This window comes from Mesorhizobium temperatum (assembly GCF_002284575.1).
Taxonomy (GTDB): Bacteria; Pseudomonadota; Alphaproteobacteria; order Rhizobiales; family Rhizobiaceae; genus Mesorhizobium; species Mesorhizobium temperatum.
In genome coordinates, this window is record NZ_NPKJ01000075.1 from 244983 (window position 1) to 264202 (window position 19220).

Below are 19220 nucleotides of genomic sequence, written 5' to 3' on the forward strand. Positions count from 1 at the left end.
CTTCCGAAAGGGCTTGACACCCTTACAAGAAACGGATGCACCAAACAGCATTAATCCAGAGGCCGATGCGCGCGCCGAACGGCGGCAGGACGCACGTCCCGGCATGCAGGACAGGAGCCATCATGGACGCTCGACCGAATTCTCCCGAAGCCCGCGACATCAGCTACCACATGCACGGCTACACCAATGCCCGCAAGCATGAGGAAGCAGGGCCACTCGTCATCGAGAAGGGCGACGGCATCTATGTCGAGGATCTCGCCGGCAACCGCTATATCGAGGCGATGGCCGGGCTTTGGAGCGTCGCGGTCGGCTTTTCGGAGAAGCGGCTGGTCGATGCGGCGGTGCGCCAGATGTCCAAGCTGCCTTACTATCACGACTTCGGCTCCAAATCGCATTCGCCGCTGATCGATCTCGCCGAGAAGCTGGTGCAGATGGCGCCAGTGCCGATGAGCAAGGCGTATTTCACCAATTCCGGCTCCGAGGCCAACGATACGGCCATGAAGATGATCTGGTACCGGTCGAATGCGATCGGCCAACCGGCACGCAAGAAGATCATCAGCCGCATTCGCGGTTATCACGGCGTCACCATTGCCTCGGCAAGCCTGACCGGCCTGCCCAACAACCACATTTCCTTCGACCTGCCGATCGCCAATGTGCTGCATACGGCGACGCCGCACCATTGGCGCGAGGGGTTGCCAAATGAAAGCGAAGAGCAGTTTTCGAGCCGGCTTGCCGACGACTTGGAAAAGCTGATCCTGGCCGAAGGACCGGAAACCATCGCTGCCTTCTTCGGCGAGCCGATCATGGGCGCCGGCGGCGTCATCGTGCCGCCGGCCCGCTACTGGGAGAAGATCCAGGCGGTGCTGTCGAAATACGACATCCTGCTCGTCGCCGACGAGGTGATCTGCGGCTTTGGTCGAACCGGCGAGATGTTCGGTTCCCAGACCTTCGGCATCAGGCCTGACATCATGGTGCTGTCGAAGCAGATTTCTTCGTCCTATCTGCCGATCTCGGCCCTGCTGATCAACGAAAAAATGTTCGAGCCGATTGCCGACGAAAGCAATCGCATCGGCACCTTCGGCCACGGCTTCACCGGCGGCGGCCACCCCGTCGCGGCGGCGGTCGCGTTCGAGAACCTGAAGCTGATCGAGGAGCGCGACCTTGTCGGCAATGCGCGCAGGGTCGGCGCGCATATGCAGAAGCGGCTGCGCGAGCTCGCTTCGCACCCGCTTGTCGGCGAGGTGCGCGGCGTCGGCCTGATCGCGGCGGTCGAACTGGTCGGCGACAAGGCGAACAAGACGCCGTGGGAGACGGCCGGCGCGCTGGGCGGGCTCGTCAACTGTTTCATGCAGCAGAACGGCGTCATCTCGCGCAACATGGGCGACGCGGTGGCCTTCTGCCCGCCGCTGATCATCACCGAGCCACAGGTCGATGAGATGATCGACGCGTTCGAAAGATCGCTTGAAGCCGCCGCCGGGCAGGTCGGATCACCGCGCTGAACAGGTCATCGAAAACGCAGAGGCTGAATGCGCGCTGGTGATTGGCGAAGCCGAAGCGATGTCCAATCTCCCCCCTTGCGGGGAGATGTCCGGCAGGAGGCGGTGAGATCGCGGCTTCATTCCAGGTTGGGTTCCTCGCCCCCACCGGAGTGGGGGAGAGGTGGCTCGGCGAAGCCGAGACGGAGAGGGGGAACCGCGCCCTACGAAAGCCCCCCTCTCCGGCCGCTTCGCGGCCACCTCTCCCCCGCTTCGCGGTGGGCGAGGAACCCAGGTCTTGAGAGGTTCGAGGGACAGCACCCCCCTCTGCTCTGCCGGGCATCTCCCCCGCAAGGGGGGAGATCGGCAGCTTCGCTAAAGCGACTGCCTAAACCATACTTGAACATCCTTTGCGCCGGTGCTACGTCGCCCATATCGACAGGGGCGCTCCGTATTGTCGGGGCTGAGATGGAAGGTGCCAAGCCTTCGGTCCCTCAAGCTGATCTGGGTAATGCCAGCGGAGCGAGGCGACTATGTTTTCAGGTGCACAGATTTCCCTGTATCCGATGTGCGACGATTTCGTCGGCGTCATCCTCAAAGCTATTTCGGCGATGGATTCCTATCGGCCGAATTTCCGCATCGAGACCGACGACATCTCGACGCTGATCGTCGGCCCGCCCGAACAGCTTTTCCCTGCCATGCGCGATCTGTTCGCCTCGGCGGCGGCAGGTGGCGCGCATTGCGTCTTGTCGGCGACGGTGTCGCGCGGCTGCCCGGGCGAGCCCGACGATCCGATCTGCACACCGATTTCCGGCAGCGGTCACGAGCTCTCCCTGGCCGAGCGCATCGGCGCGGCGCGGGCGCATGTCGACGGCGCGAAAAAGCTCGGACAAGAGGTCGCCGCGCAGTTCTCGCTCTATCCGCTCGGCGAGGGCCATCACATGGACGAGATCTATGGCTGCATCGACTTCCTCAAGACTTCGGGCGTCTTCGACAGGTCGAAGAATTTTTGCACCAAGCTGAGAGGCGACGCCGGGCCGGTGTTCGCGACGCTGTCGGAAGCCTTCCTTCGCTTCGGCGCGCCGCAAGGCCATGTCGCACTCGATCTCACCGTATCGGCGAACAGCCCGAGCCCTCGTTAGGGCGTGTCGATATTCAGGTGATGCCGGCTTGCGAACGGCGGTCTCCTGCGCTTCCGGTACTCGCACCCAAACGTTACGCTCCGTTCCGGTTCTCGGAATCCACCATTCGGCTCGGCCTGACCTGAATCCCAACACGCCCTGGCTCTTATCGGCGATCCGAAACGGCATCCGGAACGACCACCAGCTTGCCGACAAAATCCTTGGCAATGAAATCCGCCTGGGCGCGGTGGAAATCGGAGAGCCTGTAGACACCGCCGACCAGCGGCCGGATCTTCTTCTCCTCGATGTAGCGGACGATTCGGCGGAAATCGTGTCGCGTGCCCTGGCTGGACCCGTGCAGCTGCAATTGCTTGAGATACATGGTGCGCAGATCGAGCTGCACGACCGGGCCGGCAATCGCGCCGGCGGTGGTGTAGCGGCCTTCGGGCCGAAGGATGCGCAAGAGGTCATTGAAGATCGCACCGCCGACGAGGTCGGCAACCACGTCGATCGGCTGGCCGTCGGTCGCGTCGTTCACGGCAGCAGGCAGATCGGCGGCGCCACGGGTGATCACCGCCTCGGCTCCGATGTCGAGCACGGCCTGTTCCTTGCCCTTGCCGACGACGGCATAGGGGATGGCGCCGCGCGCCCGCGCCAGCTGCACGATGCCGGAGCCGACGCCGCCCGACGCGCCGGTGACCAGCACGCGTTCGCCGGCCTTCAATGCGGCGCGTTCCAGCATCTGTTCGCCGGTGAGATAAGCGCAGCAGAAAGTGGCGAGTTCGACATCGGTCAGCTCGGTGGCGACGACATGGGCGTTCTCGGCCGGCACGGTCTGGTACTCGGCATAGCCGCCGTCGCGGCCGTGGCCCATATAGTCGATGTCGGCGAGTGAATCGTCGTCGCGGTTGTAGATCGAGAAATCGACCATCACCCGCTCGCCGATGCGAGCTGGCGATACACCAGCGCCGACGGCAACGATGTGGCCGACCGTGTCGGTGCCCTGGATGCGCGGGAAGGTCAGCGTGTTGCCTTGCCGCCGCCAGGTCGATACCGCGGCTGCGTCCTCTTCCGTGCCGTAGGCGCCCTGTCGCACCCAGACATCGGTGTTGTTCATGCCGCAAGCGGTGACTTTGACCAGCACCTCGCCCGGGGCGGGCGAGGGCACTTTCACGTCGGTGCGGTAGACGAGCTTTTCCGGTCCGCCGTGGCCGGTCAGCTGCACGGCGGCCATGGTGGCGGGGAGGGTTTTGGTCATGGCGTTCATGTCAGTTTTCAGATGTTTGCAAACACGCTCTTCACCGCATCGGCCGTCTTGGAGACGACGATGTCTGCCTCTTCGCGGGTGAGGCAGAGCGGCGGCGCGAAGCCGAGAATGTCGCCCTGCGGCATGGCGCGGCCGATGACGCCGCGCTCTGCAAGGGCTGTCGCGACTTGTGGTCCGATTTTCTGTGAGGCGTCGAAGAACACGCGGTCGTCCTTGTCGGCGACGAACTCGACCGCCGCCAGCATGCCGTCGCCGCGCACCTCGCCGACGTTTTTGTGGCCGCCGACGGCTTTCGCCAGTTCGGCACGGAAATAGGCGCCGGTTTCACCGGCGTTGGTCACCAGGTCCATCTCGTCGATCAGTTCAAGATTGGCGACACCGGCGGCAACGCAGATCGGATGCGCTGAATAGGTCCAGCCATGGCCGAGCGATCCGAGCTTGTCGGAACCCTGCACCAGCACCTGCCAGACTTTGTCCGAGACGATGACGCCCGAGAGCGGCGCATAGGCCGAGGTCAAGCCCTTGGCGATGGTGATCAGGTCGGGCTTGATGCCGTAATGGTCGGAGCCGAACATGGTGCCCAGCCGGCCAAAACCGGTGACCACTTCGTCGGCGACCAGCAGCACATCGTATTTCTTCAGCACCGCCTGGATCATTTCCCAGTAGAGAGCGGGCGGCGGCACAATGCCGCCGGTGCCGAGGATCGGCTCACCGATGAAGGCGGCGACCGTGTCCGGACCTTCGGCGAGGATCATCTCCTCGAGCTTGTCGGCGCAGTATTGCGAGAACTGTTCTTCGCTCATCGAGCGGTCGGCGCGGCGGAAGTAGTAGGGTGCCTCAGTGTGCAGGATCGGCGCACGCGGCAGGTCGAAGGCGTTGTGGAACAGGTCGAGCCCGGTCAGTGATCCCGTCATCACGCCGGAGCCGTGATAGCCGCGCCAGCGCGAGATGATCTTCTTCTTCTCCGGCCGGCCGAGCACGTTGTTGTAGTACCAGATCAGCTTGATGTTGGTTTCGTTGGCGTCGGAGCCGGAGAGGCCGAAATAGACCCTCGACATGCCTTGCGGCGCCCGGTCGATGATCATCTTGGAAAGCGTAATCGAGGCCTCGGTGCCGTGGCCGACATAGGCGTGGTAATAGGCAAGGTTCTTGGCCTGGGCGGCGATGGCGTCGGCAATCTTCTGGCGGCCATAGCCGACATTGACGCAGTAAAGCCCGGCGAAGGCATCGATGCTCTTGCGCCCATTATTGTCCCAGATGGTGACGCCTTCGCCGCCGGCGATGATGCGGGTCGGGCTCTCGCCGCGCGCGTGGGTGCCCATATGGGTCGAGGGATGGAAGAAATGGTCGCGATCCCAGGCGGCGAGTTCGTTGGACTGGTCGAGCATCTTTTTTACTCCTAAGGAAGTATCGGGCGCGGTTTAGGCCACGTCCAGGCAGAGATATCTAAGATCGGTAAAGGCTTCGAGCCCGTGGCGCGAGCCCTCGCGGCCGATACCGGACTGTTTGACGCCGCCGAATGGGATCGGCGCGCCGGTGATTTTCACGCGGTTGATGGCGACCATACCGTAGTCGAGCGCACGGCCCATGCGCAATTGGCGGCCGCCGTTCTCGGTGACGACATAGGCGACGAGGCCGTATTCGGTGGCATTGGCGCGGGCGACGACCTCGCCTTCGCTGTCGAAGGGCGTCACCGCAGCGACCGGACCAAAGGTTTCCTCACGCATGATCAGCGCGTCGTCAGTGACGTCGGCGAGCAGGGTCGGCTGGTAGAACAGCGGCCCGGCCACATGGCGGCTGCCGCCGGTAAGGCAGCGTGCGCCATGGGACAGCGCATCGGCGACCTGCTCCTCGACCTTCTTGACGCCGCGCTCGTGCATCAAGGGCCCGATGTCGGTATCATCAGCCAGGCCATTGCCGGTCCGCAACGCTTCGATGCGCCTGGCGAAAGCGGCGCAGAAACGGTCGTAGATCGGGCGCTGGACATAGATGCGGTTGGCGGCGAGGCAATCCTGGCCGGAAGTGGCGAATTTGGCATCGACGGCGATGGTCACGGCCTTGTCGAGATCGGCGTCGGCAAAGACGATCAGCGGGGCATGACCGCCAAGCTCCATCACCAGCCGCTTCATCGTCGGCGCACTTTGCGCGGCGATCAGCCTGCCGATCTCGGTCGAGCCGGTGAAGCTCATGGCGCGGACGCGAGCGTCTTCGCACATCCGCCCAACGATGGTCGAAGCCTTGCCGGTGAGAACGTTGAAGACGCCAGCCGGCAGGCCGGCGCGTTCGCCGAGCTCGGCCAGCGCCAATGCCGACAGCGGCGTTTCCGACGAAGGATGCGCCACGATCGTGCAGCCGGCGGCAAGGGCGGCCGCGGCCTTGCGGGTCAGCATGGCCGCGGGAAAATTCCATGGCGTGACGACGCCGACGACGCCGAGCGGTTCGCGTCGCACCATCATCTCGGCGTTCGGCAAATGGCTGGTGACGCTTTCGGCGTTGAGGCGTTTTGCCTCCTCGGCATACCACTCGACGAAGGAGGCGGCGTAGTCGATCTCGCCAAGCGATTCCCTAAGCGGCTTGCCCTGTTCCAGCGTCATCAACAGCGCCAGGTCCTCTTTGGCGGCGATGATCTGGTCGAACCATTTTCGCAGGATTCTTGCGCGTTCCTGTGGGAGAGCCGCGCGCCAAGCGGGAAAGGCACGCGACGCAGCGTCGATCGCCTTGCTCGTCTGCCTGCTATCGAGCGCGGCAACCCAGGCAACGGTGGCGCCCGTGGCAGGGTCGGTCACCTCAAAACTCTCGGCGGCCTCACTCGCCGTCCAGTGGCCGTCAACATAGGCGAGTTCGCGCAGCAGCCGGCGATCGGCGAGGCGGTCAAGCGCTTCGTGGCGTTGTGGGCGGGCAAAATGCGCGGACATGTTCGAGGTCTCCCGGTTCGGAGTGATACGGGAAGACTATCCGCGTGCAGCAGACAGAGAGGCTGTTTGGGCGCCCGCCCGTAGAGAGATTGTCTCTATTGCATCGCTCGGGCAGACGATCTCTCTAGTGTCACGATGACACCGGCAACAGATCCGCCACCGGCAAGGCGACCTCCTCCTTCACCGTCTTGGTGACGATGTAGGTGAAATAGCGATCGATGCCGATCTCGCGTTCGAGCAGGGCGTCTACCAGCCGCTGGTAGGCGTCGATGTCGCGCGCCATCACCTTCAGCAGATAGTCGACGCCGCCGCCCACCGACCAGCAGGCGACGATTTCGGGGACGTCGCGGATGACGCGCTCGAAACGGTCGAAATCGGCCTGGCGGTGGCTGGCCAGCGTCACCTCCATCAGTACGGTTGCGACCGGCGCGACGGCGCGCATCGCAACCTTGGCGTGATAGCCGGCGACGATGCCGGCTTTTTCCAGCTTGCGCAGCCGCATCCAGCACGGCGTCGGCGACAGGCCGACCTTGTCGGCGAGCGCCAGCTTGGTGATGCGCCCGTCGCGCTGGACCGCGTCGAGGATTTTGAGGTCGATCTGATCGAGTTTTGGTGCGGCCATGAGCGTCCACTTTTTCGTCCCCGACACCATGACGGCGCATTATTTCGATTGTCAATTGCACTGATTTCGATCTCTAATATGTCATGACATTGTGGCGTCCAGATCCCGCGCTCATCCGGCGGCCGGCCTATCAATCGCTCGCCGATCAGTTCGCGCGCGCCATCCATGATGGGCGGCTGGCCAATGGCGCGCGGCTGCCGACGCATCGCCGGCTGGCCGACGAATTGAAGCTTTCGGTGCAGACAGTCAGCCGCGCCTATGAGGAACTGATCCGCCGGGGCCTGGTCTCCGGCGAGATCGGCCGCGGCAGCTTCGTGCAGACGCAGCGCCGCGAGCCGGAGCCGCCCTATCTGCCGGAACGCCTTGGCGAGGTCATCGACCTCTCGATCCTGAAGCCGGTCTGCGAGCCGATGCATCTGGAGCGGCTGAAGCAGGCGCTGGGCTGGCTTGCCGAAAACCTGCCGTCGAGCTCTGCGCTGTCGTTCAGGCCGAACATGGTGTTCCCACGCCACCGCGCGGTGGCGGTCGAATGGCTGCGGCACTGCGGTCTCGACGTGTCCGCGCAGAATGTCAGCCTGACCAACGGCGCCACGGCCGGCATGACGGTGGCGCTGATGAGCGTGGCGCCGCCCGGTTCGACCGTCGCCACCGAGGCGATCGGCCACCACACGCTGATCCCGCTGGCGCGCTATCTCGGCTTCAACCTCGAGGGCCTGCCGATCGACGACAACGGCTTGATCCCGGAGGCGCTGGACGAGGCGTGCCGGCTTTCCGACATCCGCGCCGTGTTCGTGCAGCCTTCGGTGATCAACCCGACCGCAACGCTTATGGATGCCGCGCGGCGCGAGCAGATCGCTGCGGTGGCGCGCCGGTACGACATCGCCATCATCGAAAACGACGTGCTCGGCCCCCTGGTCGAGGGCCGTCCGCCGCCGATCGCCGCCTTCGCGCCCGAGCGCACGCTCTACGTCACCTCCTTCACCAAGATCGTCGTGCCGGGCCTGCGCATCGGCTATCTCGCGGCACCCGACCGCTATGCCGCCGCCGTCGCCAACCGGCATCTCGTCTCCAACTGGATGGCGACGCCGCTGGTGGCCGAGATCGCGACAAAATGGGTGACCGACGGCACGGCGATGGAGCTCGTCCGCTGGCAGCGTTTAGCACTACGGCGGCGGCAGGAGATTGCCGCCCAGGTGCTTGCCGGGGTCGACTATCGTGTCCATCGCGACGGATTGCATCTGTGGCTGCAGCTGCCCGGCGACCGCGCCGAGGAGAGTTTCGTCTCGCAGGCCCGCCTGCAGGGCGTGGCGATCGCACCAGGCACATCGTTCCGTATCTCGGCGGCGCCCTGGCAGCCAGCGGTTCGGATCTCGCTGGGCTCGACCACCGAGGGGGAACTGCGCGCCGGCCTGAGCGTTGTCACCAAACTTCTGCTCGGCGATCCGGAGCATCTCCTGCTGGCGATCTAGGCAGATATTGCCGCGAAATTGTGCGGAGCTAGAAACATTGTCATGAGTTTATTTTCTGATTGACATGATTTGGCGCGTTCCGCATCGTTGAAGGCACCAAGCTTCTCCAGCACGGGGAATTCATTGTCCGCGCCCATCATCAAGATCGACGGCATTTCGAAAAGCTTCGGCACCTTCAAGGTGCTGGACGGCCTGTCGATGCAGGTCATGCCGCGCGAGAAGCTGGCGCTGATCGGCCCGTCCGGCTCGGGCAAGACGACGATCCTGCGCATCCTGATGACGCTGGAGCGGATCGACAGTGGCCACATCCAGATCGACGGCGAGCAGCTTTACCACATGGAGCGCAACGGCCAGTTGCTGGCCGCCGACGAACGGCATCTGGCAAGAATGCGCCAGAAGATCGGCATGGTCTTCCAACTGTTCAACCTGTTTCCGCACAAGAGCGTCATCGACAACGTCACGCTGGCGCCGATCCTGACCAAGGGCATGCCGCGCGCCGCCGCCGAAAAACGGGCGATGGAACTGCTCGACATGGTCGGCATGGCCGACAAGGCCAAAGCGATGCCGGCGCAGCTTTCCGGCGGGCAGAAGCAGCGTGTGGCGATCGCCCGGGCACTGGCGCTGCAGCCCAGGATCATGCTGTTCGACGAGGTGACATCGGCACTCGATCCGGAACTGGTCGAGGAGGTGCTGAATGTTTTGTGGCGGCTTTGCTCCGAGACCGACATGACCATGCTGCTCGTCACCCACGAAATGGGTTTTGCCCATGATTTCGCCGACCGGGTTTTGTTCTTCGACCGCGGCAAGATTGTCGAAGAAGGCAAGCCCGACGAGATTTTCCGCAATCCCAAGCAGGAGCGCACGCAAAGCTTCCTGAAGAAGATCATCGCGGCCGGACATCGCGTCTGACTGCCATGCCAAGGCGGCGACGCCGTCCTCAAAGGGCGGCGAAGCCGTCTCGACCAAAGCGAACCAAGAAGAGAAGCAAGGAGTTGGGAACAATGAAGAAACTTGGCATTCTGGCCGGCCTGGCCGGTGTTGCACTGACCGCGATTCTGGCCGCCTCGACCGCGGGATCGGCCGACGACAGCAAGCTCGAAGAGCTCAAGGCACAGGGCTTCGCCCGCGTCGCCATCGCCAATGAACCGCCCTATACGGCGGTTGCGGCCGACGGCAAGGTTTCGGGTGCGGCGCCCGACGTAGCGCGTGAAATCTTCAAGCGCCTCGGCGTCAACGACATCGTCGCCTCGATCTCGGAATATGGCGCCATGATCCCCGGCCTGCAGGCGGGCCGTTTCGACGTCGTCACCGCCGGCCTGTTCATGAAACCGGAGCGCTGCGCGGCGGTCGCCTATTCGGAGCCGGTGCTGTGCGACGCCGAGGCGATGCTGGTCAAGAAGGGCAACCCGAAGGGCTTCAAGAGCTACGAGGATGTCGCCAAGGATGCCACCGCGACGATCGGGGCGCCGGGCGGCGGTACCGAGGAGAAGCTGGCGCTCACTGCCGGCGTACCGCGTGACCGCGTCATCGTCGTGCCGGACGGCCAGAGCGGCTTGAAGATGCTGCAGGACGGCCGCATCGACGCCTATTCGCTGCCGGTGCTGTCGATCAACGATCTGGTCAAGAAGGCCAACGATCCGAACCTCGAAGTCGTCGCCCCGGTGGTCGGCGCACCGGTCTATTGCGACGGCGCGGCCTTCAAGAAAGGCGACGAGGCGCTGCGCGACGCCTATGACGTCGAGCTGGCCAAGCTGAAGGAGTCCGGCGAATTCGCCAAGATCATCGAGCCTTACGGCTTCTCGGCAGCGGCAGCGATGTCGACGAGCCGCGACAAGCTCTGCTCGGCGAAGTAGGCGCCTTTTCCTTCTCCCCGTTCACGGGGAGAAGGTGGCCCGAATGCATGTCGCCCAAAAGTGCGCAGCGGTTTTGGGATAACGACATGCACAAACAAGGCCGGATGAGGGGCAGCGCCATACTTTGGTTGGTTCGCGCCGCCCCTCATCTGCCTGCCGGCATCTTCTCCCCGTGAACGGGAGAAGGGGCCAGGACTACCGCCTCGCACGACTGTAAACTTTGGAAACTCTTGACTTCATGACCCAATGGTCCGGCTATTTCGGCCTGATATTGCAGGGAGCGCTTGTTACCATCGAGCTGACGCTGATGGGGTCGGTGCTTGCCCTGATAATGGCCTTTCTCGCCGGGCTGGGACGGCTGTCGCGTTTTTTCGCCATTCGGGCGCTGGCCACCGCCTATATCGAATTCTTCCGCGGCACCTCGATCTTCGTCCAGCTGTTCTGGGCTTATTTCGTGCTGCCGTTCATCGGCATTTCGCTGACGCCGCTGCAGGCCGGCGTGCTGGCGCTCGGCCTCAATGTCGGCGCCTATGCGGCGGAGGTGGTGCGCGGCGCCATCCAGTCGATCGGCCGCGAACAGTATGAGGCCTGCATCGCGGTCAATCTCGGCCGCTGGCAAGCCATGCGCCATGTCATCCTGCCGCAGGCGCTGCTGGTCATGCTGCCGACCTTCGGCAACAACGCCATCGAATTGCTCAAGGCCACCGCCGTCGTTTCGCTGATTTCGCTCACCGACCTGACCTTCCAGGCCCAGGTCGTGCGCTCGCAGACCGGCAATACGATGGTGCCGTTCACTACAATTCTCATCATCTATTTCGCCCTTGCGCTGATCATCTCGTGGGGCGTGCGTTCGCTGGAACGCCGTATGGCGCGCGGCCTCGACGGGGTGCGCGTCTGATGGATCGGGTCTCATAATGGAGTGGGATTGGAATTTCGTCTGGGAGATCATGCCGACGCTGATCCAGGGCGTGAAGATCACCATCCTGGCGACGCTGCTCGGCTCGGTTCTGGCAGCGATCGTCGGCTTGGCCATCGCGCTGGCGCGACGCTCGCCGAACAAGGCCTTGTCGCGCACCGTCGGCTTCCTCGCCGAGTTCATCCGCGGCACGCCGCTGCTGGTGCAGCTCTACTTCATCTTCTACGTGCTGCCGGATATCGGTATCCTGCTGCCGCCGCTGGTGGCCGGCGTCATCGGCCTCGGCCTGCATTACGGCACCTACACGGCCGAGGTCTATCGCGCCGGTATCGACAATGTGCCGCGCGGCCAATGGGAAGCCGCCAAGGCCTGCAATCTGAACGCCAGGCAGACCTGGACCAACATCATCATGCCGCAGGCGATTCCGCCGATGATCCCGGCGCTTGCCAACTATTTCATCGCGATGTTCAAGGAGACCCCGCTGCTGTCGGCGATCACCGTGCTGGAACTGATGAACCAGGCCAAGAGCGTCGCCAACACCTATTACCGCTATGTCGAGCCGATGACTTTGGTCGGCGCCTTCTTCCTCGTCATCAGCCTATTCTCGGTCGTGCTGCTGCGCTGGCTGGAACGCCGCTACGGCAAGATCGAGAGATAGTCTTTCATGAAACACTTGCCCGAAATCAGATTGACGCCGACACGGCCGGCGCTCGACGCGCGTCCGCTGGAAAAGCGCATCGGATTGATCATCCTTGCCACCGACCATACGACCGAACCGGATTTTCGCCGCATGGTGGCAAGCGACCGGATCGGCGTCTATGTCGCGCGCATTCCCTACGCCAATCCGACGACGCCGGACAATTTGCGCAAGATGCAGCCGTCGCTGACGGCGGGCGCCGCGCTCATCCTGCCCGATGAGCCACTCGACGCGATCTGCTATTCCTGCACCTCGGCCTCCGTGGTCATCGGCGATGCCGAGATCGAGGCGGCGGTGCAGGCGGCCAAGCCCGGCGTGCCCGTGGTCACACCGCCGATGGCAGGGGTGCGCGGCTTGAAGGCGCTGGGCGCCAGGACGATCAGCATTCTCACCCCTTACACGGTCGAGACCAGCCGGCCGATGGCGGCCTATTTCGCGGCGCACGGTTTCGAGATCGCCAGCTTCACCTGTCTCGGCTTCGACGACGACCGCGAGATGGCGCGGATTGCGCCGGCGTCGCTGGTCGATCTGGCGCGCGAGGCGACCGATGCGCAGGCGGACGCGCTGTTCGTCTCCTGCACAGCGCTGCGGGCAGCACTTGCCGTGGTCGGCATGGAAGAGGCAATCGGCCGTCCGGTCGTGACCAGCAACCAGGCAACGGCCTGGAACTGCCTGCGGCTTTGCGGCGACGACGAGCCGCGTGCCGAATTCGGCCGTCTGATGACGCTGCCTTTGAATTGATTGCAGAGCAAAGGTCATGACCGCGAACGACGTCACCCTCTCCGATATCCGCGCGGCGCGCGAGCGCGTCGCAGGCAAGGTCGAGCGCACGCCGACCGTGCTTTCCCCGAGTCTTTCCGGGCACTTGGGCGCGCCCGTTTATCTCAAGCTCGAACATCGGCAGACCACCGGCAGCTTCAAGTTGCGCGGCGCCTCGAACGCCATCGCGTCGCTGAACGCCGAGGAGAAGGCGCGCGGCGTGGTCGCCGCCTCGACCGGCAATCACGGCCGGGCGCTGGCTCATGCGGCAAAGCTCGAAGGCATGCGTGCGACGATCTGCATGTCGCGACTGGTGCCGCAGAATAAGCTCGATGAAATCCGCCGGCTTGGCGCCGAGATCCGCATCGTCGGCAACAGCCAGGACGATGCGCAGCAGGAGGTCGACCGGCTGGTCGCGGAAGAGGGGCTGATCATGCTGCCGCCCTTCGATCATCCTGATATCATCGCCGGGCAAGGCACGCTTGGGCTGGAGCTCATCGAGCAGGTTGCGGACGCCGCCCTCGTGCTGGTGCCTCTGTCAGGCGGCGGGCTGGCGGCTGGTGTCGCCGCTGCCGTGAAGGGCGTCAGCCCCGGCACGAAGGTCATCGGCGTTTCGATGGCGCGGGGTGCGGCGATGAAGGCGAGCCTCGACGCCGGACATCCAGTTTTGGTCGAGGAACTGCCAACGCTGGCGGATTCGCTCGGCGGCGGCGTCGGCCTCGACAACCGGCTGACCTTCTCGATGTGCCGCGACCTGCTCCACGACGTAATCCTGCTCAGCGAGGACGAGATCGCCGCCGGTATCCGCCATGCCTATGAACAGGAGCGCGAGATCGTCGAAGGCGCCGGCGCGGTTTGCATCGCCGCCGTGCTTGCCGGCAAGGTCAGGGCGAGCGGCCCCACTGTGCTCATTCTGTCGGGCCGCAACATCGACATGACGCTGCACAGGAAAGTCGTTTGTGGCGAAGCAATTGAGGAGAGCGCCGCATGAGCCGGATGACGATACTCACCGAAGCCGAACTGCGCGCGATCGTGAAGCTCGATCTCGATGCCGTCGCCTGCGTCGAAAATGCGTTCCGAGCGCTTGCCACATTGCCGGTGGCGATGCCGCCGATCCTGCGGCTCGACATTCCCGAGCATCGCGGCGAGGTCGACGTCAAGACCGCCTATGTGCCAGGGATCGACGGTTTTGCCATCAAGATCAGTCCCGGCTTCTTCGACAATCCGAAGCTCGGCCTGCCCAGCGTCAACGGCATGATGGTGCTGCTGTCGTCAAAAACAGGGCTGGTCGAGGCTCTGCTGCTCGACAACGGTTATCTTACCGATGTCCGCACGGCGGCGGCCGGAGCGGTCGCGGCGAAACATCTTTCGCGAACCGACTCCTCTGTCGCCGCGATCTTCGGCGCCGGCGTCCAGGCGGGGCTGCAGCTCGAGGCCCTTATGCTGGTGCGGCCGATCGCCGAGGCGCGGATCTGGGCGAGGGATGCCGCGAAGGCCGAAGCCGCGGCGGATGCATTGCGCGAAAAGCTGGGCATCGTCGTGCGCACCGAGCCCGACGCGGCCACGGCGGCGGCCGGCGCCGACATCATCGTCACCACTACGCCGTCGACCGAGCCGCTGATCAAAGCCGGCTTCGTCTCTGCCGGCCAGCACATCACCGCTATGGGCTCGGACGCCGAGCACAAGAACGAGATCGCGCCGGCGATCTTGCGCATGGCCGATCTCTACGTCGCCGACAGCGCGAAACAGACGCGGCTGCTGGGCGAGCTGCATCATGCCATCGCGGCGGGCGTGATGGCGGCCGATGCCGAGATTACCGAGCTCGGCCAGATCATCGCCGGCGAAAGACATGGCCGGCGTTCGGACAGCGACATCACCATCGCCGACCTCACCGGCACCGGCGTGCAGGACACGGCGATCGCCACGCTCGCCCGCGACCGTGCCCGGGCGGCCAAGACGGGTACGATTTTCGAAAGCTGATGCCGGCCGCGAGGCCCAACAAACGAGGACCAAGAACAATGCAGCCTAATTTGAAATTCTCGCGCGGCGAATATGCGGAGCGCCTCGCCAAGACACGGAAGGCCATGGAGGCCAAGGGTGTCGATCTCCTTGTTGTCAGCGATCCGTCCAATATGGCCTGGCTGACCGGCTATGACGGCTGGTCGTTCTACGTGCACCAGGCCGTCATCGTGCCGCCGTCGGGCGAACCGGTGTGGTACGGGCGCGGCCAGGACGCCAACGGTGCCAAGCGCACCGCCTATCTCGCGCACGACAACATCGTCGGCTATGCCGACCACTATGTGCAGTCGACCGAGCGCCACCCGATGGATTTTCTCTCGCAGGTACTGGCCGATCGCGGCTGGGGCAAGCTCAGCATCGGCGTCGAGATGGACAATTACTGGTTCTCGGCCGCTGCCTTCGCGTCGCTGCAGAAACACATGCCCAGCGCCCGCTTCGTCGACGCCACTGCACTCGTCAACTGGCAGCGCGCGGTGAAGAGCCCGACCGAGATCGATTATATGCGCAAAGCCGCCCGCATCGTGGAAGTGATGCACCAGCGCATCGTCGACAAGATCGAGGTCGGCATGCGCAAATGCGACCTGGTCGCCGAGATTTATGATGCCGGCACCCGCGGTGTCGACGGGCCAGAGGGAAAGATTGGCGGCGACTATCCGGCGATCGTACCGCTGCTGCCGTCGGGCGCCGATGCGTCGGCGCCGCATCTGACCTGGGACGACAGGCCGATGAAATCGGGCGAGGGCACCTTCTTCGAGATCGCCGGCTGCTATAACCGCTACCATTGTCCTCTTTCCCGGACTGTGTTCCTTGGTAAACCCACGCAGGAATTCCTCGATGCCGAAAAGGCGACGCTGGAAGGTATGGAGGCCGGGCTTGCGGCGGCAAAGCCCGGCAATACATGCGAAGACATCGCCAACGCCTTCTTCGCGGTGCTGAAGAAATACGGCATCGTCAAGGACAACCGCACCGGCTATCCGATCGGGCTTTCCTATCCGCCGGATTGGGGCGAGCGCACGATGAGCCTGCGCCCCGGCGACCGCACCGAGCTGAAGCCGGGCATGACCTTCCATTTCATGACCGGCCTGTGGCTGGAGACGATGGGGCTCGAGATCACCGAATCCATCCTGATCACCGAGACAGGGGTCGAGTGCCTGGCCAATGTGCCGCGTAAACTGGTGGTGAAGGATTGAGCCCGATGTCCCACCTCCGCCCATCACCGATTACGCCGACCGTCGATTTCGAACGCGACGGCGTGCAGCACGGGTTCCTGCGACTGCCCTATAGCCGTGACGATTCCGCCTGGGGATCGGTGATGATCCCGATCTGCGTGATCCGCAACGGCAGCGGGCCGAGCGCATTGCTCACCGGCGGCAATCATGGCGACGAATATGAGGGGCCGCTGGCGCTTTACGATCTCGCCCGCACGCTCGATCCGAAGCAAGTCAGCGGCACGGTGATTATCGTGCCGGCGATGAACTATCCGGCCTTCCGTGCCGGCACCCGCACCTCGCCGATCGACAAGGGCAATCTCAACCGCAGCTTTCCCGGCCGGCCCGACGGTACGGTGACCGAGAAGATCGCGGATTACTTCCAGCGCGAACTGCTGCCGCGCACCGACATCGCGCTCGACTTCCATTCCGGCGGCAAGACGCTCGACTTCGTGCCGTTCTGCGCCGCCCATATCCGGCCCGACAAGGTGCTGGAAGCGAAGGGGTTCGCGGCGGTCGAAGCGTTCTCGGCGCCGTGGTCGATGAAGATGCTGGAAATCGATGCGGTCGGCATGTTCGACACTGCCGCCGAAGAGATGGGCAAGCTGTTCATCACAACCGAGCTTGGCGGCGGTGGGACTTCCCGCGCCGAAACGGTGCGGATCGCGCGTCGCGGCGTGCTCAATGTGCTGCGCCATGCCGGCATTGTCGCCGGTGCGGTCGAGATGCAGCCGACCCGCTGGCTGGACATGCCGTCGGGCGATTGCTTCTCATTCGCCGAGGACGACGGGATGATCGAGACGATGATCGATCTGGGCGAGCCGGTCGAAGAGGGCCAGGTCCTGGCGCGCATCCACTCCATCGGCCGCACCGGTGCCGCACCTCAGGAGATCAGGGCGACGATGTCGGGTCTATTGGCCGCGCGGCATTTTCCCGGACTGGTCAAGGCGGGTGACTGCACCGCCGTGGTCGCTGTGCTCGTCGATTGAAGGCAAGGCAATCGCTTCCAGATACGTACGAAATTCCTCAAGCTCGGCCTCGGCGCCCGCACCGAGAGGCACCGCGCTCATTGGCGGTCTGCAACTCTTTGCGGACAGTGCTACTCGATCAGCAGCAAGCCGCGCTTTTTGTCGCCATCGCTATCGATTGTGTTCATGGCTGAGAACAGGCGCTCACGCTCGATCAGCCAGGGCTTGTAGTCCTCGTTTACGTCGAGGACGAAGACCATGTCCTCGGCCTCCAGATACCCTCCGACCGGGGAAAAATGGCCAGCGCCGGCGCCGAAAATCTTCTCACGGGTAAAGTTGACGATGTAACGGCGGCCGGGATCGTTGGCGCGCCTCCTGTGCTCGCGAAACGCATCGGCGCTCAGATTCCGAAGTACGGAGACCTTCCGCTTGGTGTTCATTCGAGCGACCTCGGCAAGCTCGTCCAGCGTGAGCCCGATGATGCAGAAGCCTGTCCAGCACTTTCCCGTTCCCGCGAGGACTTCGGCTTCGGTTGTCTCCTCCTCGCCGATGGAGCGGAATGTGTTCGCGACACTTGCCGGGCCGCACCTTGATCCGTTTGATTGCCATGTGACGTCGGCATTGAAAGTGGCAGCCACGGGCAGCTTCCAGGCGCTGTCAATCAATTCAGGGGGTGCGGATAACCAATGACTGGATTGCACCTTGCGAGACTCTGGACTGACCAGCGATCAAAAGTGCGCTGCCGCCCAGCAGGCCGACGACGGCGATCACAATCACACCGAAAGCGAGACTGCGCTTCATTGCTGAACCTCGGAGGCAGCAACAGGACAATGAAGAAAAGGCACCGCAGCGTCAATCAGCGCCGCACCCGGCCAATCAGCCATCCGGTCCTGCAACAGATCTCGCGGATCGGTCGGCCTTCACAGGACCTTCTGCCGGAACTTCGAATGACAGCTTGAGCAATCCTGCAGGATAAGATGCAGGAGGTGCTCGGCGGGAGCCTTGGCAGGATCGGCTTCCGCCGCTGCCGGCCGCTTGCCAAGCAGGCTGCCGCCGCCCATCGCCGGGCCGGAACCCATCCTCATATCGTCGGTAATGCTGGCGGGCGCCCGCTCGGCCTTGGCGGCCAGCGTGCTGGCCAGCGTCCCGATGTGACGGGCCAGCGCCTCGAATTCCGAACGGGCTTGATCAATCTCCAACTTGGCGCTCGAAGGCGCGCCCAAAGTCGCGCTGGGAAATTCCGCAATGAGGGCAGGGCCGGTGCGGGCGCGAATGGTTCCGGCCGCCGCCTTGAAGGCCGCGGCGTCATAGGCCAGCTTGCCCTCGAACATTCCCGCGATCGTCTTCGCGGCGGCGGCCATCTCCTTCATCGAGGCCTGGCGCGTCGCGACGATTGGGTCAGGTCCGGCCGCGGCCAGCACAGCGGAGGCGCAGGCAAGCGACAGCATCACCGCTGCGGCGGTCCATTTCACTGAACCATGCCCTCTCCCGCCAGTTCGTCGATGATCGGGCAGTCCGGCCTCTCATCGCCCTGGCAGTGCTCGACCAAATGATGAAGCAGGCCGCGCAATCCCACGAGTTCGGCGATCTTCCTGTCGATCTCCACCAGCTTGGCTTCGGCGATAGATTTGACGTCGGCGCTCTCGCGGTCTTTGTCTTGATAGAGGGACAGCAACTGGCGGCATTCGTCGACCGAAAAACCAAGGCTGCGCGAGCGCTGCAGAAACCGGAGGCGGTGGATGTCGGCTACCGAATAGTCACGATAGCCATTATCTGTCCGGGCCGGGCGCAAAAGCCCGATGTCCTCGTAGTAGCGTATCGTCTTGGACGGCAGGCCGGATTTCTCGGATGCGATGCCAATGTTCATGATGAAAATCTCCGTTTGCATGGAAAATAGACCTTCCAGCTGCTGGAAGGTCAACCGCCGTGGT

18 protein-coding genes, 1 pseudogene and 1 riboswitch are annotated in these 19220 nt (G+C 63.9%); of the genes and pseudogenes, 12 read left to right on the plus strand and 7 right to left on the minus strand.

Going from position 1 to position 19220, the window contains the following annotated elements; all coding sequences use genetic code 11:
* Positions 1-122 precede the first annotated feature (122 nt).
* Positions 123-1499, plus strand: a complete 1377-nt coding sequence (locus tag CIT26_RS32970) for an aspartate aminotransferase family protein (RefSeq protein WP_095496449.1) — start codon at positions 123-125, stop codon at positions 1497-1499.
* Positions 1500-1905: 406 nt separating this feature from the next.
* Positions 1906-2018: riboswitch (TPP riboswitch) on the plus strand.
* Positions 2009-2617 carry a YkoF family thiamine/hydroxymethylpyrimidine-binding protein gene (locus CIT26_RS32975; RefSeq protein ID WP_095496450.1) on the plus strand — a complete coding sequence of 203 codons (609 nt, stop codon included), beginning with the start codon at positions 2009-2011 and terminating at the stop codon, positions 2615-2617. (Overlaps the previous riboswitch by 10 nt.)
* 145 nt (positions 2618-2762) lie before the next feature.
* On the opposite strand, the gene CIT26_RS32980 is transcribed toward CIT26_RS32975, so the two are convergent.
* The 4 genes from CIT26_RS32980 to CIT26_RS32995 all read right to left on the minus strand — a co-directional run bounded on the left by CIT26_RS32980 (position 2763) and on the right by CIT26_RS32995 (position 7400).
* Complete coding sequence (locus CIT26_RS32980) at positions 2763-3863, minus strand: alcohol dehydrogenase family protein (protein WP_095496451.1); 1101 nt, start codon at positions 3861-3863, stop codon at positions 2763-2765.
* Positions 3864-3871: 8 nt separating this feature from the next.
* Entirely contained in the window at positions 3872-5251 is a 1380-nt protein-coding gene (locus CIT26_RS32985; protein ID WP_095496452.1) for an aspartate aminotransferase family protein, read from the minus strand.
* Between the two features lie 33 nt (positions 5252-5284).
* On the minus strand, positions 5285-6778 hold the full coding sequence (locus CIT26_RS32990; RefSeq protein WP_095496453.1) for an NAD-dependent succinate-semialdehyde dehydrogenase: 1494 nt from the start codon (positions 6776-6778) through the stop codon (positions 5285-5287).
* 130 nt (positions 6779-6908) lie between these two features.
* Entirely contained in the window at positions 6909-7400 is a 492-nt protein-coding gene (locus CIT26_RS32995; RefSeq protein ID WP_095496454.1) for an Lrp/AsnC family transcriptional regulator, read from the minus strand.
* 83 nt (positions 7401-7483) lie between these two features.
* Here CIT26_RS32995 and ehuR point away from each other — a divergent pair, with 83 nt between their 5' ends.
* From ehuR to doeB, 10 genes are all read left to right on the plus strand, one after another.
* Positions 7484-8869, plus strand: coding sequence for a MocR-like ectoine utilization transcription factor EhuR (ehuR, locus tag CIT26_RS33000; RefSeq protein ID WP_095496455.1), 1386 nt, complete (start codon positions 7484-7486; stop codon positions 8867-8869).
* A gap of 123 nt (positions 8870-8992) precedes the next feature.
* A complete protein-coding gene (gene ehuA / locus CIT26_RS33005) occupies positions 8993-9778 on the plus strand; it encodes an ectoine/hydroxyectoine ABC transporter ATP-binding protein EhuA (RefSeq protein ID WP_095496456.1) in 786 nt (261 codons plus the stop codon).
* Between the two features lie 92 nt (positions 9779-9870).
* The gene (gene ehuB / locus CIT26_RS33010; RefSeq protein WP_095496457.1) at positions 9871-10722 is read left to right on the plus strand and encodes an ectoine/hydroxyectoine ABC transporter substrate-binding protein EhuB; all 852 of its coding nucleotides are present in this window, start codon (positions 9871-9873) and stop codon (positions 10720-10722) included.
* A gap of 238 nt (positions 10723-10960) precedes the next feature.
* Complete coding sequence (ehuC, locus tag CIT26_RS33015) at positions 10961-11620, plus strand: ectoine/hydroxyectoine ABC transporter permease subunit EhuC (protein WP_095496458.1); 660 nt, start codon at positions 10961-10963, stop codon at positions 11618-11620.
* A 16-nt stretch (positions 11621-11636) separates the two neighbouring features.
* The gene (gene ehuD, locus CIT26_RS33020; RefSeq protein WP_095496459.1) at positions 11637-12296 is read left to right on the plus strand and encodes an ectoine/hydroxyectoine ABC transporter permease subunit EhuD; all 660 of its coding nucleotides are present in this window, start codon (positions 11637-11639) and stop codon (positions 12294-12296) included.
* Positions 12297-12302: 6 nt separating this feature from the next.
* Entirely contained in the window at positions 12303-13076 is a 774-nt protein-coding gene (gene eutA, locus CIT26_RS33025; protein WP_095496460.1) for an ectoine utilization protein EutA, read from the plus strand.
* Between the two features lie 16 nt (positions 13077-13092).
* A complete protein-coding gene (gene eutB, locus CIT26_RS33030) occupies positions 13093-14085 on the plus strand; it encodes a hydroxyectoine utilization dehydratase EutB (RefSeq protein ID WP_095496461.1) in 993 nt (330 codons plus the stop codon).
* Positions 14082-15074 (plus strand): ectoine utilization protein EutC, encoded by a 993-nt coding sequence (eutC, locus tag CIT26_RS33035; RefSeq protein WP_095496462.1) that lies wholly within the window; start codon positions 14082-14084, stop codon positions 15072-15074. The genes eutB and eutC overlap by 4 nt, the downstream gene beginning before the upstream one ends.
* Before the next feature lie 38 nt (positions 15075-15112).
* Complete coding sequence (gene doeA, locus CIT26_RS33040; protein WP_095496463.1) at positions 15113-16303, plus strand: ectoine hydrolase DoeA; 1191 nt, start codon at positions 15113-15115, stop codon at positions 16301-16303.
* Positions 16304-16308: 5 nt separating this feature from the next.
* Positions 16309-17310: a N(2)-acetyl-L-2,4-diaminobutanoate deacetylase DoeB gene (gene doeB / locus CIT26_RS33045; protein ID WP_095496464.1), complete on the plus strand. Its 1002-nt coding sequence runs from the start codon at positions 16309-16311 to the stop codon at positions 17308-17310.
* A 110-nt stretch (positions 17311-17420) separates the two neighbouring features.
* Here the strand turns inward: doeB and CIT26_RS33050 are convergent.
* The 3 genes and pseudogenes from CIT26_RS33050 to cueR all read right to left on the minus strand — a co-directional run bounded on the left by CIT26_RS33050 (position 17421) and on the right by cueR (position 19156).
* A pseudogene (locus CIT26_RS33050) lies at positions 17421-18090 on the minus strand (phytochelatin synthase family protein).
* Positions 18091-18209: 119 nt separating this feature from the next.
* Positions 18210-18761 carry a cytochrome c gene (locus tag CIT26_RS33055; protein WP_245319646.1) on the minus strand — a complete coding sequence of 184 codons (552 nt, stop codon included), beginning with the start codon at positions 18759-18761 and terminating at the stop codon, positions 18210-18212.
* The gene (gene cueR, locus CIT26_RS33060; protein ID WP_095496554.1) at positions 18758-19156 is read right to left on the minus strand and encodes a Cu(I)-responsive transcriptional regulator; all 399 of its coding nucleotides are present in this window, start codon (positions 19154-19156) and stop codon (positions 18758-18760) included. Before cueR ends, CIT26_RS33055 begins: the two co-directional genes overlap by 4 nt.
* Positions 19157-19220: the final 64 nt, after the last annotated feature.

Coding starts and splice junctions, on each gene's coding strand:
- CIT26_RS32970 (WP_095496449.1), top strand. CDS start 123: ATGGACGCTCGACCGAATTCTCCCGAAGCCCGCGACATCAGCTACCAC.
- CIT26_RS32975 (WP_095496450.1), top strand. CDS start 2,009: ATGTTTTCAGGTGCACAGATTTCCCTGTATCCGATGTGCGACGATTTC.
- CIT26_RS32980 (WP_095496451.1), bottom strand. CDS start 3,863: ATGAACGCCATGACCAAAACCCTCCCCGCCACCATGGCCGCCGTGCAG.
- CIT26_RS32985 (WP_095496452.1), bottom strand. CDS start 5,251: ATGCTCGACCAGTCCAACGAACTCGCCGCCTGGGATCGCGACCATTTC.
- CIT26_RS32990 (WP_095496453.1), bottom strand. CDS start 6,778: ATGTCCGCGCATTTTGCCCGCCCACAACGCCACGAAGCGCTTGACCGC.
- CIT26_RS32995 (WP_095496454.1), bottom strand. CDS start 7,400: ATGGCCGCACCAAAACTCGATCAGATCGACCTCAAAATCCTCGACGCG.
- ehuR (WP_095496455.1), top strand. CDS start 7,484: ATGACATTGTGGCGTCCAGATCCCGCGCTCATCCGGCGGCCGGCCTAT.
- ehuB (WP_095496457.1), top strand. CDS start 9,871: ATGAAGAAACTTGGCATTCTGGCCGGCCTGGCCGGTGTTGCACTGACC.
- ehuC (WP_095496458.1), top strand. CDS start 10,961: ATGACCCAATGGTCCGGCTATTTCGGCCTGATATTGCAGGGAGCGCTT.
- ehuD (WP_095496459.1), top strand. CDS start 11,637: ATGGAGTGGGATTGGAATTTCGTCTGGGAGATCATGCCGACGCTGATC.
- eutA (WP_095496460.1), top strand. CDS start 12,303: ATGAAACACTTGCCCGAAATCAGATTGACGCCGACACGGCCGGCGCTC.
- eutB (WP_095496461.1), top strand. CDS start 13,093: ATGACCGCGAACGACGTCACCCTCTCCGATATCCGCGCGGCGCGCGAG.
- eutC (WP_095496462.1), top strand. CDS start 14,082: ATGAGCCGGATGACGATACTCACCGAAGCCGAACTGCGCGCGATCGTG.
- doeA (WP_095496463.1), top strand. CDS start 15,113: ATGCAGCCTAATTTGAAATTCTCGCGCGGCGAATATGCGGAGCGCCTC.
- doeB (WP_095496464.1), top strand. CDS start 16,309: ATGTCCCACCTCCGCCCATCACCGATTACGCCGACCGTCGATTTCGAA.
- cueR (WP_095496554.1), bottom strand. CDS start 19,156: ATGAACATTGGCATCGCATCCGAGAAATCCGGCCTGCCGTCCAAGACG.